The 15410-nt window shown below is 71.6% G+C and carries 16 protein-coding genes and 2 tRNA genes; 6 read left to right on the forward strand and 12 right to left on the reverse strand.

Going from position 1 to position 15410, the window contains the following annotated elements:
- Positions 1-126 precede the first annotated feature (126 nt).
- The 5 genes from OVA15_RS07990 to asd all read left to right on the forward strand — a co-directional run bounded on the left by OVA15_RS07990 (position 127) and on the right by asd (position 4293).
- Positions 127-1110: an NUDIX hydrolase gene (locus OVA15_RS07990; RefSeq protein ID WP_006213548.1), complete on the forward strand. Its 984-nt coding sequence runs from the start codon at positions 127-129 to the stop codon at positions 1108-1110.
- 145 nt (positions 1111-1255) lie between these two features.
- Positions 1256-2092 (forward strand): thymidylate synthase, encoded by an 837-nt coding sequence (locus OVA15_RS07995; protein WP_053447833.1) that lies wholly within the window; start codon positions 1256-1258, stop codon positions 2090-2092.
- The gene (locus OVA15_RS08000; protein ID WP_268144205.1) at positions 2092-2622 is read left to right on the forward strand and encodes a dihydrofolate reductase; all 531 of its coding nucleotides are present in this window, start codon (positions 2092-2094) and stop codon (positions 2620-2622) included. The genes OVA15_RS07995 and OVA15_RS08000 overlap by 1 nt, the downstream gene beginning before the upstream one ends.
- Positions 2623-2731: 109 nt before the next feature.
- The gene (locus OVA15_RS08005; protein WP_006213551.1) at positions 2732-3079 is read left to right on the forward strand and encodes a GNAT family N-acetyltransferase; all 348 of its coding nucleotides are present in this window, start codon (positions 2732-2734) and stop codon (positions 3077-3079) included.
- A gap of 65 nt (positions 3080-3144) precedes the next feature.
- A complete protein-coding gene (gene asd / locus OVA15_RS08010; protein ID WP_024289906.1) occupies positions 3145-4293 on the forward strand; it encodes an aspartate-semialdehyde dehydrogenase in 1149 nt (382 codons plus the stop codon).
- Here asd and OVA15_RS08015 read toward each other — a convergent pair.
- The 11 genes from OVA15_RS08015 to OVA15_RS08065 all read right to left on the reverse strand — a co-directional run bounded on the left by OVA15_RS08015 (position 4214) and on the right by OVA15_RS08065 (position 13352).
- A complete protein-coding gene (locus OVA15_RS08015; RefSeq protein ID WP_268144209.1) occupies positions 4214-4882 on the reverse strand; it encodes a PGPGW domain-containing protein in 669 nt (222 codons plus the stop codon). The genes asd and OVA15_RS08015 overlap by 80 nt on opposite strands.
- Entirely contained in the window at positions 4879-5997 is a 1119-nt protein-coding gene (locus OVA15_RS08020) for a UDP-N-acetylmuramate dehydrogenase (RefSeq protein WP_268144211.1), read from the reverse strand. Before OVA15_RS08020 ends, OVA15_RS08015 begins: the two co-directional genes overlap by 4 nt.
- Before the next feature lie 19 nt (positions 5998-6016).
- Positions 6017-7333 (reverse strand): MFS transporter, encoded by a 1317-nt coding sequence (locus tag OVA15_RS08025; protein WP_268144213.1) that lies wholly within the window; start codon positions 7331-7333, stop codon positions 6017-6019.
- Positions 7330-7809 (reverse strand): MaoC/PaaZ C-terminal domain-containing protein, encoded by a 480-nt coding sequence (locus tag OVA15_RS08030; RefSeq protein WP_268145664.1) that lies wholly within the window; start codon positions 7807-7809, stop codon positions 7330-7332. The genes OVA15_RS08025 and OVA15_RS08030 overlap by 4 nt, the downstream gene beginning before the upstream one ends.
- A 20-nt stretch (positions 7810-7829) precedes the next feature.
- Positions 7830-8279, reverse strand: a complete 450-nt coding sequence (locus OVA15_RS08035; RefSeq protein ID WP_024289901.1) for an FAS1-like dehydratase domain-containing protein — start codon at positions 8277-8279, stop codon at positions 7830-7832.
- Positions 8280-8440: 161 nt separating this feature from the next.
- A tRNA-Met gene (locus OVA15_RS08040) sits at positions 8441-8514 on the reverse strand.
- Positions 8515-8573: 59 nt separating this feature from the next.
- Positions 8574-8645: transfer RNA gene (locus OVA15_RS08045), tRNA-Thr, on the reverse strand.
- Positions 8646-8697: 52 nt separating this feature from the next.
- The gene (locus OVA15_RS08050) at positions 8698-9123 is read right to left on the reverse strand and encodes a hypothetical protein (protein ID WP_206390875.1); all 426 of its coding nucleotides are present in this window, start codon (positions 9121-9123) and stop codon (positions 8698-8700) included.
- A 64-nt stretch (positions 9124-9187) separates the two neighbouring features.
- A complete protein-coding gene (locus tag OVA15_RS08055) occupies positions 9188-9853 on the reverse strand; it encodes a response regulator transcription factor (RefSeq protein WP_268144215.1) in 666 nt (221 codons plus the stop codon).
- Between the two features lie 79 nt (positions 9854-9932).
- A complete protein-coding gene (locus OVA15_RS08060; protein ID WP_268144217.1) occupies positions 9933-11489 on the reverse strand; it encodes a sensor histidine kinase in 1557 nt (518 codons plus the stop codon).
- A 33-nt stretch (positions 11490-11522) separates the two neighbouring features.
- Positions 11523-13352: a DEAD/DEAH box helicase gene (locus OVA15_RS08065; protein WP_268144218.1), complete on the reverse strand. Its 1830-nt coding sequence runs from the start codon at positions 13350-13352 to the stop codon at positions 11523-11525.
- Between the two features lie 488 nt (positions 13353-13840).
- Between OVA15_RS08065 and OVA15_RS08070 the strand changes: the two genes are divergently transcribed.
- A complete protein-coding gene (locus OVA15_RS08070) occupies positions 13841-14749 on the forward strand; it encodes a DNA-3-methyladenine glycosylase family protein (protein WP_268144220.1) in 909 nt (302 codons plus the stop codon).
- 133 nt (positions 14750-14882) lie between these two features.
- Here OVA15_RS08070 and trxA read toward each other — a convergent pair whose 3' ends face one another.
- Entirely contained in the window at positions 14883-15275 is a 393-nt protein-coding gene (gene trxA, locus OVA15_RS08075; protein ID WP_024289895.1) for a thioredoxin, read from the reverse strand.
- Between the last annotated feature and the right edge of the window lie 135 nt (positions 15276-15410).

Below are 15410 nucleotides of genomic sequence, written 5' to 3' on the forward strand. Positions count from 1 at the left end.
CCGCGGGCCGGTTAGCATGACTGCGCGCCGCCGTCGGAGCCAGAGCGTCAGGGCCTCCGACCGGAGGCCCTGACGGACGCGCCGCACGGCGATCGCATCCCACCACGAGAGGACCCGAAAGCCGATATGGCCAAGAACCCGGACCGGCTGGCGTACCGCATGACGGAGCCGTCGCCCGATACCGATCCCTCGGTGCGCGCCGCCGGCTGCCTGTGCTGGCGCTCCGACGGCAGATCAGGCCTGGAGCTGCTGATCATCCACCGGCCCCGCTACGACGACTGGTCCTGGCCCAAGGGCAAGCAGGAGGACCAGGAGACGCTGCCCGAGACGGCGCACCGCGAGGTGCTCGAGGAGGTCGGGCTCGACGTCAGGCTGGGCGTCCCGCTGCCCGCGATCCGCTACAGGGCCAAGAGCGCGGAGAAGCACGTCCACTACTGGAGCGCCGAGATCGGCCCCCAGGATCGCCCGGAGGCCGACGGCCACGAGGTCGACCGGCTGGAGTGGGTCTCCCCCGAGCGAGCCCGCGAGCTGCTGAGCAACCGGAGCGACCTGGAGCCGCTGGAGCGGCTCGTCGAGCTGCACGCCGCCGGCGATCTCTCGGTGCGGCCCGTGATCATCGTGCGCCACGCGAAGGCCAAGCCGCGCTCGTCGTGGTCGCGCCCGGAGGGCGACCGTCCCCTGGCCGCCACGGGCAAGCGCCAGGCCATGGCGGTCACACGCCTGCTCGAGGTCTGGTCCCCGAAGCGCGTGGTCAGCTCGCCGTGGCTGCGCTGCCTGTCCACCGTGACCCCGTACGCGCGCGCGGCCGGGCTCAAGCTCAAGGAGAAGCCGCAGCTCACCGAGGCCGCTCACAAGCGGCGTCCGGCGAAGGCAGGGGCCGTGGTGGAGTCCCTGTTCGACAAGGAGCCCTCGGCGGCGCTGTGCACCCACCGGCCCGTGCTGCCCACCGTCCTGCGCGTGCTGCGCGGCCGGCTCGATCCGCAGCTGCGCTCGATCCTGCCGGAGGAGGATCCCTACCTGGCCCCCGGCGAGATGATCGTGCTGCAGGTCTCGCGCAAGCACCGCCGCCGCGTGGTGACGGTCGAGATCGTCAAGCCGTTCGACGACTGACCCGAAGGCCGCACCCTCTTCCGTCCGGGGCGGCCGGCCCCGCCGCCTCGCCGCATGAGCGCCGCGCGGAAGAACCGCTCCCTCGGCAGCGCTGACGACACCGCAGCCGACACGCACGAGACCCCGCACCTGGAGGCGACCCCACGTGAGCCCGAACCCGTCCACGGCCATCCCGACCCCCTACGAGGACCTCCTGCGCGAGGTCATGGCCGATGGCGTGCACACCTCCGATCGCACGGGCACGGGCACCCGCTCCGTGTTCGGGCGCCAGATCCGCTACGACCTCTCGCAGGGCTTCCCGCTGCTGACGACCAAGCGCGTGCACTTCCGCTCGGTGGCCCTGGAGCTGCTGTGGTTCCTGCGCGGGTCCTCGAACGTGCGCTGGCTGCAGGAGCGCGGCGTGAGCATCTGGGACGAGTGGGCCGACGCCGACGGCGAGCTCGGCCCCGTCTACGGAGTCCAGTGGCGCTCGTGGCCGGCTCCCGACGGCAGCGGCATCGACCAGATCGCCCGGGTGGTGGACTCGATCCGCACGAACCCCTACTCGCGCCGCCACATCGTCAGCGCCTGGAACCCGGCGGAGGTCGATCAGATGGCCCTGCCCCCGTGCCACGCGCTCTTCCAGTTCCACGTGCAGCCGCAGCAGGACGGTCCGGGACGGCTGTCGTGCCAGCTCTACCAGCGCTCGGCGGACATGTTCCTGGGGGTCCCCTTCAACATCGCCTCCTACGCGCTGCTGACGCACATGATCGCCCAGCAGACCGATCTGGTGCCCGGGGACTTCGTGTGGACCGGCGGCGACGTCCACGTCTACGACAACCACGTGGAGCAGGTGCAGCGCCAGCTCGCCCGCGAGCCGTACCCGTATCCGCGGCTGCGCTTCGCGCGCAGGCCGAAGGACCTCTTCAGCTACGACTTCGAGGACTTCGTCCTCGAGGGCTATGAGCATCACCCCGGGATCAAGGCCCCGGTGGCGGTCTGATGCCCGCCCCGCGCCTGTCCGCGATCTGGGCCCAGACCCCCGACGGGGTGATGGGCCGCGACGGCGGCATGCCGTGGCACCTGCCCGAGGACCTGGCTCATTTCAAGGCCACCACGCAGGGCCATCCCGTGCTCATGGGCCGGCGCACCTGGGAGTCCTTCCCCGAGCGCTTCCGCCCCCTGCCGGGCCGGACCAACGTGGTCGTGACCTCCCGCCCCGAGGACCCGAGGCTGCAGGCGGACCCGCGCGAGGACGGCACCGCGGTCATCGCGGTGAGCTCGTGGCGCGAGGCCGTGCGCGCCGGCGCCGAGGCGCCGGGCGGCGAGCACCTCTGGGTCATCGGCGGGGCGCGCCTGCTCGAGGACGCCATGCCCGAGCTCGAGCACGCGGTCGTGACGGTGATCGAGATCGACGAGCCCGGAGACACCCGCGCACCCCGTCTGGAGACCCCGTGGCGGCTGGAGCGCCGCGACGAGGACCGCCTCTCGCGCACAGGGCTGCGCTGGCACGTGGAGCACTGGCGGCGCTGATCCGCCGCGCCGTCGTCGCGGCCGATAGAGTGGTGCGCACCATATCCATGGCCGACCCGGGGCCCCGTCGATGGCGCGGGGACCGGCAGCGGCCGGGCAGGAGGCCCTCGTGAGCACCCAGCAGGACGTCCCGGGCGATGCGCAGCGCCCCGAGCCGGAGATCCACGACGAGCCGGGTCTGCGCCTGGTCGACAACACCACCAGCGGGCGCGTGGAGCTGTGGCTCGACCAGACCTTCATCGGGTTCGAGGGCGTCGAGAAGCACCCGGACGGCACGCTCGAGCTGCAGCACACGATCATCGACGAGCGCCACGGCCGCCAGGGCTACGCCCGCACGCTCGTGACGCTCCTGCTGGAGGCCTGCCAGGCGGCCGGCGTGCTGGTGCGTCCCACCTGCACCTACGTCCAGGACTACCTGGAGCGCTTCCCGCAGTACCGCTCAGCCGTCGCGGACTGAGCCCTCTCGGGTCTCGGAGCCCGGACAAGGAATCGCAAGGGTCCCTTGACGCCGCCTAGACTGGGATGATGACCATCGATCACAGCTCCGCACCCGCCGTCGGCTTCGTCGGATGGCGCGGGATGGTCGGCTCCGTCCTCATGGACCGCATGCGCGCCGAGGGCGACTTCGCCGACATCCAGCCCGTCTTCTTCTCGACCTCCTCCCCCGGGGCCCCCGCTCCGCAGATCGAGGGCCTCGGCGACACCGGGGTCCTCCAGGACGCGAACGACATCGAGGCTCTTCGGCGCCTGCCGATCATCGTGACCGCCCAGGGCGGCGGCTACACCTCCGAGGTCCACCGGAAGCTGCGCGAGACCGGATGGGACGGCCTGTGGATCGACGCCGCCTCGACCCTGCGCATGGAGGACAGCTCGGTCATCGTGCTGGACCCCGTGAACCGCGACGTCATCGACGCAGCGCTGGCCGGCGGCACCAAGGACTTCGTGGGCGGCAACTGCACCGTGTCCTGCATGCTCATGGGCCTGGGCGGGCTGTTCCGCAGCGGGCTCGTCGAATGGGCCACCTCCATGACGTATCAGGCGGCCTCCGGCGGCGGCGCCCGTCACATGCGCGAGGTCCTGCGCCAGTTCGGCGACCTCTCCTCGGCCGTGTCCGACGAGCTCGCCGATCCGGCCTCGGCCATCCTGGAGATCGATCGCAGGGTCCTGGAGACCCAGCGCTCCGGGCAGCTCGACGTCGAGCAGTTCGGCGTGCCGCTGGCCGGCTCCCTCATCCCCTGGATCGACGCCGATCTGGGCAACGGCCAGTCCCGCGAGGAGTGGAAGGCCGAGAAGGAGACCAACAAGATCCTGGGCCTGTCCGGCGACGACCAGATCGCGATCGACGGGCTGTGCGTGCGCATCGCCGCCATGCGCTCGCACTCGCAGGCGCTGACGATCAAGCTCACCGAGGACGTCCCCGTCGAGGAGATCGAGCGGATCCTCGATGCCGACAACGAGTGGGCCACCGTGGTCGCGAACGAGAAGGAGGCCTCCATGAACGCACTGACCCCCGTGTCGGCCTCAGGGTCCCTGCAGATCCCGGTAGGGCGCCTGCGCAAGATGTCCATGGGCCCGCAGTACCTCTCGGCCTTCACGGTGGGCGACCAGCTGCTGTGGGGCGCGGCCGAGCCGCTGCGCCGCATGCTGCGCATCGCCATCGGAGCGCTGTGAGGCGCACGCGGCGCTGAGCACCGCCGCTCGTCCCGGTGCGGCCCCTCAGGGCCGCGGATGCGCTGCCCTGCGCGCCGACCACGAGCGGCTCGAGCAGCCCCTCGTCAGGCACCCGGGGCTGCATTATGAGGGCCGCCGCGCACGCGGCGGCCCTCTCGCTGCGCCTGGGCCGCCTCCTCAGCTCGACGGAGCGCTCCGCGGCTCCGGAGAGGCACCAGCGCCACCAGTCCGCCGCACGCGTGCCCTTCCACCAGGTCCACAGGCGGGTCACCTGGTGCAGCGCCCAGTGGTTGAGCCGCTCGGCCCAGGCGAACTCGAGCGACCACACGCCGATGCCGAGGAACACGAACAGCCAGCCCGGCCCCGGGATGAACCACATGATCACCCCGGCCATCAGCAGGACGAATCCCGCCACGGAGATCAGCCCGACCACCAGCGTGCGCCGCAGGCGGGATCCTCGGTGCGACCAGTCCTGGAACGCGCGCATCCGCCGCCGGATCGGGTGGCTGTGGCTCTGACCGCGGCGGATCTCGTCGGCCAGGTCCTCGCCCTGCGGCGGAACCTCGGCGAGAGGCTCCTGCGGGGTCACAGGCGGAAGCCCACCATCACCGGCTCGGGCACCAGCTGCACGCCGAAGGCCTCCTGGACTCCGTCGCGCACGGTGCGGGCCAGGGCCTCCACGTCCGAGGCGCTGGCCGAGCCGCGATTGGTCATGGCCAGGGTGTGCTTGGTCGACACGGCGGCTCGGCCCTGGGCCACATCCGGGCCCTCGAGCCCGAGGCGCTCGTTGCGCGTGCCGGGCAGCCCGAAGCCCTTGCCGAACCCCGAGCGATCGATCAGCCAGGCCGCCGAGAGCTTCAGCCGGCCCTCGACCGGCGAGCCGGTGCCGTCGAGCACCGGATAGCGCGGGGCATCGGCCGGCAGCAGCCGCTCGGCCTCCTGGGCCTCGACGATGGGGTTGGTGAAGAACGAGCCGGTGGAGAAGGTATCGGGGTCCTGCGGGTCCAGGACCATGCCCTTGGAGGCTCGCAGCTCCAGGACGGTGCGACGCACCTGGGCCGGATCCGCGCTGCCGCCGACCTCCACGGCCAGGGCGTCGGCCAGCTGGCCGTATTGGATCGGCGCGGAGTCCGTGCCCTGTGCCAGCCGGAAGCCGACCTCGAGGACCACGTAGCGCGGAGAGCCCGCCTCGGTGGTGCGCTTGAGCAGGGAGTCGCGGTAGGCGAAGTCGAGCTCGGCGGCCTCGAACTCGCGGACCTCCCGCGCGCGCCGATCCCAGGTGCTGACACGCACGATCGTGCGGGAGACCTCCGCGCCATAGGCCCCGACGTTCTGCACCGGGGTGGCCCCTGCGGTGCCCGGGATGCCGGACAGGGCCTCGAGGCCCACCAGCCCGCGGGAGACGGTCTGCTCGACGACGTCGTCCCAGGCATGCCCCGCCTGCACGGTCACGATCACGGAGCCGTCGTCCGACGGGTCCGAGACCTCGAGGCCCTGCGAGGCCAGGTGCACCACCACGCCGTCGAAGCCGTCATCGCCGACCAGCAGGTTGGATCCGCCGCCGACGAGCAGCACGGGCCTGCCCTGCTCGTCGGCGGCGCGGACGGCGTCGATGATCTCCTGCTGGCTGCCGGCGCGGATCAGGGACCCGGCGGGGCCGCCGATGCGGGTGGTGGTCAGCGTGGAGAGCTCGGGGGAAGTCATGCCCCCGATCCTATCGACCTCAGGCCGCGGTGCCCGCTCGAGCTCCGGCCGAGGCAGGCGGCCGCAGATTCGAGACCAGCAGCATCGAGACGATCACGAAGATCATCACGAAGCCCAGGGCGCCTCGCACGCCCACGGCCTCGCCGAGCAGCCCCAGCAGCGGCGGACCGCCCAGGAACGCGCCGTAGCCGATGGTCGAGACCACGGAGACATTGGCGGCGGCCCGACGGGGATCGTCGGCGGCGGCGGACATGCCCACGGGGAAGCCGAGGGAGGCGCCGATGCCCCACAGGAACAGCGCGATCATGCCGGCGGCAAGGGAGGGTGAGAACACGAAGACGCCCAGTCCGACCAGGGCGAGCGCGCAGGCGGTGCGCAGCACCGCGAGGCGGCCGAACCGGTCGATCAGCCAGGTGCCGCTGAGCCGGCCGGTGGTCATGGCAGCCACGAAGATGCCGTAGCCGATCGCGCCCAGGTGCGCCGGGGCCTCGTAGCCGTCGGTGATGGCCAGGGCCACCCAGTCGTTGGCCGCGCCCTCCGTCAGCGCCATGCCGAGCACGAAGACCCCCACCAGGACGGTGCGCTTGTCCCTCCAGGCATCGCCGACCCCATAGGACGCGTCCTGCGCGGTCGCAGCGCCGGAGTCGCGTCCGCGGCCGTCGGAGGCCAGGTCGATCTGCTGCATGGTGCCGGTGATGATGGGCATCTGCGAGGAGACGGGGTTGAGCTCGGCGGAGGCCCGCCGGTCGCCCTGGAAGCGCGGCAGCGCCAGGGCCACCAGCAGACCCATGACCAGGGCCATGGCACCCACATGCCACACCACGGCCACCCCGCCGGCGGTCGCGATCGAGCCCACGACGGCACCGGTCACCGTGCCGATCGAGAAGAACGCGTGCATCAGCGGCATGATGCTGCGGCCCATGGCCGTCTCCAGCGCGGTTCCCTCGACGTTGGAGTCCACGTTCCAGGTGGCGGAACCCAGGCCGAAGAGCAGCATGCCCACGGCGGTCACCAGGACCGAGCCGAAGACGCTGACGCCCACGCCGATCAGGATCATGCCCATCACGACCATGGATGCGGTGACGGCGATGCTGCGCTTGGCCCCCAGCCGCATCACGGTCATGCCCGAGGTGGACACCGAGGCGAAGGCCGCGATGGTCTGCGTGAGCAGCAGCGCCCCCATGGCCGCCGGGCCCAGCTCGAGCCGCTCGGAGATCGCGGGGATGCGGGTGAGCCACGCGGAGATGCCGATGCCCGAGGCGAAGTAGATCGCGAAGACGCTGATGCGCCACGGGCGCAGGCTGGACGGCTCAGGCTTCGTGCGCCCCCGGGTCAACGACAGACCACCATCGCCTGCGCCTTGACCAGGACCTTCTGCGAGGCCGCCTCAGCGGGATCGGCCTGCGGGTCCGAGAGATCGGGGGCCGAGACGGTCAGGTCGATCCGGGCGGTGCCGGCCTGCTCGTCCAGGGCGCCCACGACGCCGACGATGCTCAGCGTGGTGGACGGCTGGATCTCGGCGGCGCCCTCGCGGACGCCGTTCGGCACCACGACCGGCTTGGTGAAGCGGGTCTGGACGTCGACGACGCGCCCCGGATCCCCCGCCCAGTCGGCCACGAGCTGCATGGCGGCACCCATGGTCAGCATGCCGTGGGCGATGACGTCCGCCAGGCCCACGGAGACGGCGAACTCCTGGTTCCAGTGGATGGGGTTGAAGTCCCCGGAGGCGGCGGCGTAGCGCACGAGATCGGCGCGGGAGAGCTGGAGGTCGCGGCGAGCGACCTCCTGCCCCTTCTCGAGCTGGGCGAGCATCGGAGCGGTGTCTGCAGCGGTCACTGGTCGTCTCCTCTCACCAGCAGGGACGAGCGCGCGGTGGAGACCGGCTGGCCCTGGCGATCGGTGATCTCGGTGCGGAACGTCACCATGGCCCCGGTGCCGACGGCGCGCACGGCATCGACGGTCGTGGCCGCGACGAGCTCGTCGCCGACGACGATGGGGCGGGCGTGGGTGAAGCGCTGATCGGCGTGCACGACGCGGGAGAAGTCGATCCCGGCCTCCGGGTCCGCCACCACGGCGGCCTCCGCGCGCTGGGCGACGATGATCGCGAAGGTCGGCGGGGCGAGGAGGTCCGCATGGCCCAGAGCGCGAGCTGCCTCCGGGTCCGTGTGGGCCGGGTCCTGCGCGAAGACGGCCGCGGCGAACGCGCGCACGGCCTCCCGCGAGACGGTGTAGAGCTCGATGGCCGGATACGTCCGACCGACGAGCTCGGGGCTGATGGCCATGGCGGTGCAACCTCCCGTGGGTGCGCGGGCCCGATCCTGCGGCCGCTGACGGATTCTCGGGGACGGGGCCTCGGAGGCTGCACCGGGAAGGCGCCCCCACCGCTGCCTCTGCAATAGGAGAAGCCCGCGATCCGAGTGGGGATCACGGGCTTCATCTTCCGTAGCGGTGGACGGGCTCGATCCGTCGACCTCACGATTATGAGTCGTGCGCTCTAACCAGCTGAGCTACACCGCCAGGAGAGACGATGACGCCCGCATCCCCGTCATGACGCGGATGCGGGCCCTCATCTCGAGAGCCCCGACCGGGAATCGATCCCGGGACCTCCATCTTACCAAGATGGCGCTCTACCACTGAGCTATCGGGGCAACGCGGAATACTGTACAGCACACCTGGCTGAGACATGAAATCGGAGCCGGCTCAGTCATCATCCCAGTCGTCGTCGTAGTCGCCGTCCGCATCGTCGTCCCAGTCGCCGTCGTAGCCCTGGGACTGCTCGAGCGGAACGGGAACAGGGACGGGCTCCTGCGCCGGGGCCGGAGCAGGCTTCGCGGCCGGCTGCTGCCCTTCCCGGGTCGGCTGCGAGGCGGCCTCCGCCCGTGACGGCTCCGACGACGGCTGCGCCGAGGCCTCCTGCGACGGGCCCGCAGAAGGATCCTGCGACGCAGCGGACGAGGAGTCGTCCTCGGCCGGCTCGCTCGTGGCGCCGTCCTCGGGATCCTCGCTGCTGCCGACGCCGTCGCGCAGGACCTCGGTCTCCGGGGCCGCAGGGCCCGCAGAGACCCACAGGGCGACGGCGAGGATCGAGGCGACGATCAGGGCGAGGGCGGACCAGAGGATGCGCATGTCCCCACCATGGCCTCCGCACGTGAGACGAGCATGAGGACCGCCTCGCTCGGCGCCGATCGGCTCAGATCTCCGCGAGCCTGTAGCCGGCTCCGCGCACCGTGATGATCCGCTCGGGCCCGAGCTTGTTGCGCAGGTAGCGCACGTAGACGTCCACCACGTTCGAGGAGCCCTCGAAGTCGTAGCCCCAGACCTTGTACAGCAGCAGGTCGCGGGTGAGCACCTGGCCCGTGTTCTCGAGGAGCACCTGGGCCATCGAGAACTCGCGGGCCGACAGGGCGATCTCCTGGTCGTGGACGAACGCGCAGCGCCGCGAGATGTCCAGCGTCAGGCTCCCGGCGGTGAGCCTGCCGTCGTCCCCGGCGGAGCCCGTCTGGCGCAGGCGCGCCTTCACCCGCGCCAGCAGCTCGGCGAAGCGGAAGGGCTTGGCCAGGTAGTCATCGGCCCCGGAGTCCAGGCCCTGCACGGTGTCCTCCACCGAGTCCCGAGCCGTGCACATGATCACGGGCATTCCGGAGCCGCCGGCGCGCGGCTCGGCGAGCACCTGGAAGCCGTCGAGCCCGGGCAGTCCGACGTCGAGCACGAGGAGGTCGTAGACGCCGGTGCTGGCCAGATCCAGGGCCTCGACGCCGTCCTCGACGACCGCGGTCTCGTAGCCGGAGGCGCGCAGCCCTTTCTGGATGAAGCGGGAGATCCGCTCCTCGTCCTCCGCGATCAGGATGTTGGCCATCTCCCGCTCCCTTCCTGGTGTCGTGACTGCCGCGGGGCTCTCCCGCTCGGGGGCAGGCTCGCACAGGAAGATGAGGGGATCAGGAGAGAGATTCGACCGGCGTCTCGGCGGGCTCCGGCGAGGGCCCGCCCTCCAGCAGCATCAGGGTGAACTGAGAGCCCGCGCCGAGCGACGAGCGCAGCGCGACCCGCCCGCCGTGCCCGCGCGCGATGGCCTCGACGATGGCCAGGCCCAGCCCTGAGCCCTCGACCGTGCGCCCCGCCGAGGCCCGGCCGAAGCGCTCGAAGATCCGGGCCTGGTCCTTCACATCGATGCCGGCGCCGGTGTCGCGCACCCACAGCTGCAGCCGCCTGCCGCCGTCGTCGGGCTCGCCCCAGGAGGCGCCGATCGCGATGGTGTCGTCCTCGGCGCTGAACTTCACGGCGTTGGCGGCCAGCTGGATGACGGCCTGCATGAGCCGTTCGCGGTCGGCCACCAGCAGGCCCTCGCAGCGGGAGTCGACCCGCCAGCGGCGCTGCCCGGAGAGGGCCGAGATCCGCGCGAAGGCGTCGTCCAGGAAGGCGGAGACCTCGAAGGAGGCCGGGCGCACGAAGTCCGGGCGCCGTGACCGGGCCAGCATCAGGAGGTCATCGACCAGGCGGTTCATCCGCGAGATCTCGTCGAGCATCAGATCGCGGGTCTCGGCGGCGTCGTGCGGATCGTGCTCGTCCATCAGCTCGAGGTTGCCGTGCAGGATGGTCAGCGGCGTGCGCAGCTCGTGGGCGGCGTCGTCCAGGAACTGGCGCTGCTCCTCGAAGCCCTCCTGGAGGCGGTCGAGCATCCCGTTGAAGTTCTCCGCCAGGTGAGCCACGTCCGAATCCTGGCTGGGCACCTCCACGCGGCCGGAGAGATCGTTCACCGAGATCGACTCGGTGGCCTCGCGCAGCCTCGAGATCGGTGCGGTGACGCGCCCGATCAGGTAGTACGCCACCGCTGAGGCGGCGACCAGGAACAGCAGGGAGATCATGACGTAGCGCCACCACGAGTCCAGGATCTCCTGGCGGCCCCGCGTGATGTCCGTGGCCACGACCAGGTAGCCCTCGGACGCATCGCCGTCGATGTCCACGTGGATCAGCCCGAAGCCGATGTCGCGGCCGTCGTGCTGTCCGATGGTGTGGACCGTGCGGTCCGGCTGGCCGTGCTCGCGCACGACCTCCTCGATCACGTCGTGGCTCAGGCCCTCGCCGGCCGGGCCGTCGTAGGTGTAGCGGACCTCGCCGTCGACCAGCCCCACGATGACCTCGTCAGGGGCCGGCACGGAGGTGGACATGAACGTCCACAGCAGGTGCTCGACGCTGTCGAACCGGCTGTCGAAGGCGTCCTCCGGTGCCGTCTCGGCAGGCGGGCCGGCCATGGCATCGGCCTCCGCCGAGGCGGGGCCGCGATCGAGCAGCCGCTGCAGCTCCCCGGCCTCCTGCTCGGTGCCCTGGGCCACCGAGGCCTCGAGCTGGCCGTAGCGGACCCAGTGCGTGGCCGCGCCGATCGCCAGCACCGTCAGAGCGGTGATGGTCACGACCACCACGAGGGCCCGTCCACGCACCGACGTCAGCTGCCGGAGCACAGCGCCGCCCCGGGCGGCGGCGGGCTCTGCGGTCATGACTCACACGATACGCAGGCCCGCCTCCTACGATCAGCGCGATCCGTGGCGCTGCGAGCCCTTCCGGCCACCCGTGAACTTCTTGTGGCCGCCACTGTGCTCGGGACGGGCCGAGCGGCCTCCGCGGCGGTCGTCGCCGCGGTAGCCGCCGCGATCGCCGCGGTCGCTGCGCGCGCCGCTGGACTTGGGGCCGCGGTCCTGGCGGATGTCCAGGCGCTGGCCGTTGATCTCGATGGCGCCCAGGCGGTCCAGGTCTCCGCGGGAGAGATCGTCCGGCAGCCCGATCAGGGTGAACGACGGCTTGATCTCGATCGCGCCGATTTCCGAGCCCTTGAGCCCGCCCTCGTTGGTCAGGGCGCCGACGATCGAGCCCGGAAGCGCACGGTGCTTGTGGCCCACGGCCATCCAGTACGTCGCCTTGCCCTCCTCGGAGCGCGGGGTGCGTCCGCCGCGCTCCGAGCGCTCGCCGCGATCGCGCTCCTTGCGCTTGGGCTCGGGCAGCTCCTGGGCGAAGAAGGGCTGGTCGCCCTGCGAGATCACGGCCAGGGCCGCGGCGACCTCGAGCGGGTCGACGTCGTGGTCCTCGACGTAGGCGGTGACCATCTCGCGGAAGGCCGAGAGATCCTGGGTCTCGATCGTGTCCGTGATCGACTGCCCGAACTGATCGACGCGAGTGCGGTTCACGTCCTCGACCGAGGGCATGGGCATCTGCTCGACCGGCTGGCGCGTGGTCTTCTCGATCGCGCGCAGCAGGTACTTCTCGCGCGGGGTCATGAACAGGATCGCATCGCCCGAGCGGCCCGCGCGGCCGGTGCGGCCGATGCGGTGGACGTAGGACTCGGTGTCGTGCGGGATGTCGTAGTTCACGACCAGGGAGATGCGCTCCACGTCCAGTCCGCGGGCGGCGACGTCGGTGGCGACCAGGATATCGATCTTGCCGCTGCGCAGCTGCTCCACGGACTTCTCGCGGGCCTGCTGCGGGATGTCGCCGTTGATCGCGGTGGCGGCATGGCCGCGGGCGCGCAGCTTCTCGGCGACCTCCTCGGTCGCGGCCTTGGTGCGCACGAAGACGATGATGCCGTCGTGCTCCTCGACCTCGAGCAGGCGCGTCATAGCCTCGAGCTTGTGGGCGCCCATGACCTGCAGGTAGCGCTGGCGGATGTTCGTGGCGGTGGAGGTCTTGGCCTTGACCGAGATCTCCTCCGGGTTGCGCAGGTAGCGCTGGGCGATCTTGCGGATCGCCGGGGGCATGGTCGCGGAGAACAGGGCGACCTGCTTGTCCTCGGGGGTCTGCGACAGGATCGTCTCGACGTCCTCGGCGAAGCCCATGCGCAGCATCTCGTCGGCCTCGTCGAGCACGAGGTACTGGAGATCGTCGAGCTTCAGGGAGCCGCGCTTGAGGTGATCGATCACGCGGCCCGGCGTGCCGACGACCACCTGGGCGCCGCGGCGCAGCCCGGCCAGCTGCGGACCGTAGGAGGAGCCGCCGTAGACCGGCAGGACGGTGAAGTCCTCGAGCTGGACGGCGTAGGAGGCGAAGGCCTCGCCGACCTGCAGCGCCAGTTCGCGGGTGGGGGCCAGCACCAGGACCTGCGTGGAGGTCGACGGGCCGTTGAGATCGGCCAGCTCGGCCAGGCGCGACAGGGCCGGGACCGCGAAGGCCGCGGTCTTGCCGGTGCCCGTCTGCGCCATGCCGACGACGTCGCGGCCCTCCAGCAGGACCGGGATGGTCGCCTCCTGGATGGGCGAGGGCTTCTCGTAGCCGATGGCCTCGAGCGCTGCGAGCACGCGGGCGTCGATGCCGAGCTCGGCGAAGGTGGGGGTGGTGTCCTGGGTGTTCTGGTCGGGGGCGTTCTCGCTCATCCGAGCTCCTCACGGGATCGAGCGCACGACGAGGCGCCGCTGGAGGAGCGGTCGTCTGAAGTGGCTGCACATGGCTCCGGTGCTCCCCGAGTGCAGAAGGCGTCCTGCGTCGCTGGTTTCCGCGCGGTTCGAAGCGCGGTGCGAGCCGAGGCTCGACGGTGGAGGCGACGGGATTCCAGCGGCCTGAGGCGGCCACCGATCACCGACGAGAAGACGTCGGTGCACGACAGACAGATCCAGGGATGTGACCGGAAGGGTCGGTCCACCCTAACCCACGCCTCCGCTGCTCGACCGGGGATGCAGGCCATCGTGAGCAGAGACACTCGGGCGGCCGCACCGCCGCGGCTGTGCTGTCGCCCCGCTGTGCCACGATCAGCGCCATGTCCGCCGGTCGCACACGCAGCACCCCCGCTCGCCCTCGCGGCGCGGTCCAGGACGGGACAGCGCAGGCCGGCGAACATCGTCGGCGCTGGAGCCCGCCGGGGCCGGTGGACCTGACGCAGTCGCTGGGGACGCTGTCGCGCGGGCCGCAGCACACGACCGCGCAGGTCCCCTCCCCGCAGCAGGCCTGGATCACCGCCCGGGTCGACGGCGCCCCGCTCACCGCGCGCTTCACCCGCGCCGGGGACGGCGACCTCCTGCGCCGGGACATCCTCGTCGACGCCTGGGGCCCCGGAGCGCGGGGCTTCCTGGACGAGGCTCCCCTGTGGTGCGGGGCCCGCGACGACTGGTCCGCGTTCGAGGACTCCCCCGACTGGGACGCCCTGCCGAGCTCCCTGCGTCAGGCCCGGCATCACAGCCCGGGGATGCGCCTGATCTCCACCGGGCGGCTCTTCGAGGCTCTGTGCGCCGCGGTGCTCGAGCAGCGCGTCACCGGGCACGAGGCCATCCGCGAGCAGCGCTGGCTGGCCCGCGCCCATGGGGACGCAGCCCCGGGTCCCGCACCGCGCGGCATGGCGGTCGCACCGACCCCGCAGCAGGTGCGGGCGATCCCGTCCTGGGCCTGGCATCGAGCAGGGGTCGATCCCGCCCGCTCGCGGACCATGGCTCTCATCGCCGCCCGGGCCGGTGCGCTGGCCCGCTGGAACCGCCGCCCGCTGGATGAGGATCTTGAGCGCGCGCTGAGATCCCTGCCCGGCGTGGGCCCGTGGACCGTCGCCGAGACCCTTCAGGTTACGCACGGCGATCCCGATCGCGTCAGCGTGGCCGACTACCACCTGGCGCATCACGTCACCGAGTTCTTCGACGGCTGCCGGGGCGACGACGCCCGCATGCTCGAGCTGCTCGAACCCTGGCGCGGGCACCGTCAGCGCGTCGTGCGGCTGCTGCACGCCTCGCAGTGGCGGGCCCAGCGCATGGGGCCGCGGCTGTCCCCCGAGGACCACCGCGAGCACTGACTCCAGGCGCTGCAGGGCGGTCTCCGGAGCTGCCTGCGCGCCGGTCGAGGCCACCCGGCCTGGACACGGCGAAGGGCGCCTCCCTTCGGGGGAGACGCCCTTGCGCTGGGGTGTCTGTGCCTGGCGGGTGGACTCAGCTCTGCTGGTCGTCGCCGGACTCCGCAGCGGCCTGCTGCTCGGCGACCTGCTTGTGGACCTCCTCCATGTCCAGGCCCTTCACGGCCTCGACGACCTGGTCCAGCCCGGACTCGGGCAGCACGCCGGCCTGCGAGAAGACGAGCACGCCCTCGCGGAAGGCCATCAGGGTGGGGATCGAGCTGATCTGGGCGGAAGCGGCCAGCATCTGCTGGTCCTCGGTGTCGATCTTGCCGTGCACGACGTCCTGGTGCTTCTCCGAGGACGCCTCGAAGGTGGGTGCGAACTGCTTGCAGGGCCCGCACCAGTCCGCCCACCAGTCCAGCAGGACGATGTCGTTCTGGGTGAGGGTCTCCTGCAGATTATCCTGCGTGATCTCAACGGTAGCCATGGCCGCCACCCTACGGACCGCGGCCTCGCGCGTCAGCTGCGGTTCGCCGTCGGTGGACACATCCCCTTCCCGCGAGGGCCGACGAGGGACCTGTCGGGGCGCCCGGGGCCGCAGATGCGAGAAGGCGCCCCGGAC

The sequence above is a fragment of the Kocuria sp. SL71 genome (assembly GCF_026672465.1).
In the GTDB taxonomy this organism is placed as follows: Bacteria; Actinomycetota; Actinomycetes; order Actinomycetales; family Micrococcaceae; genus Kocuria; species Kocuria palustris.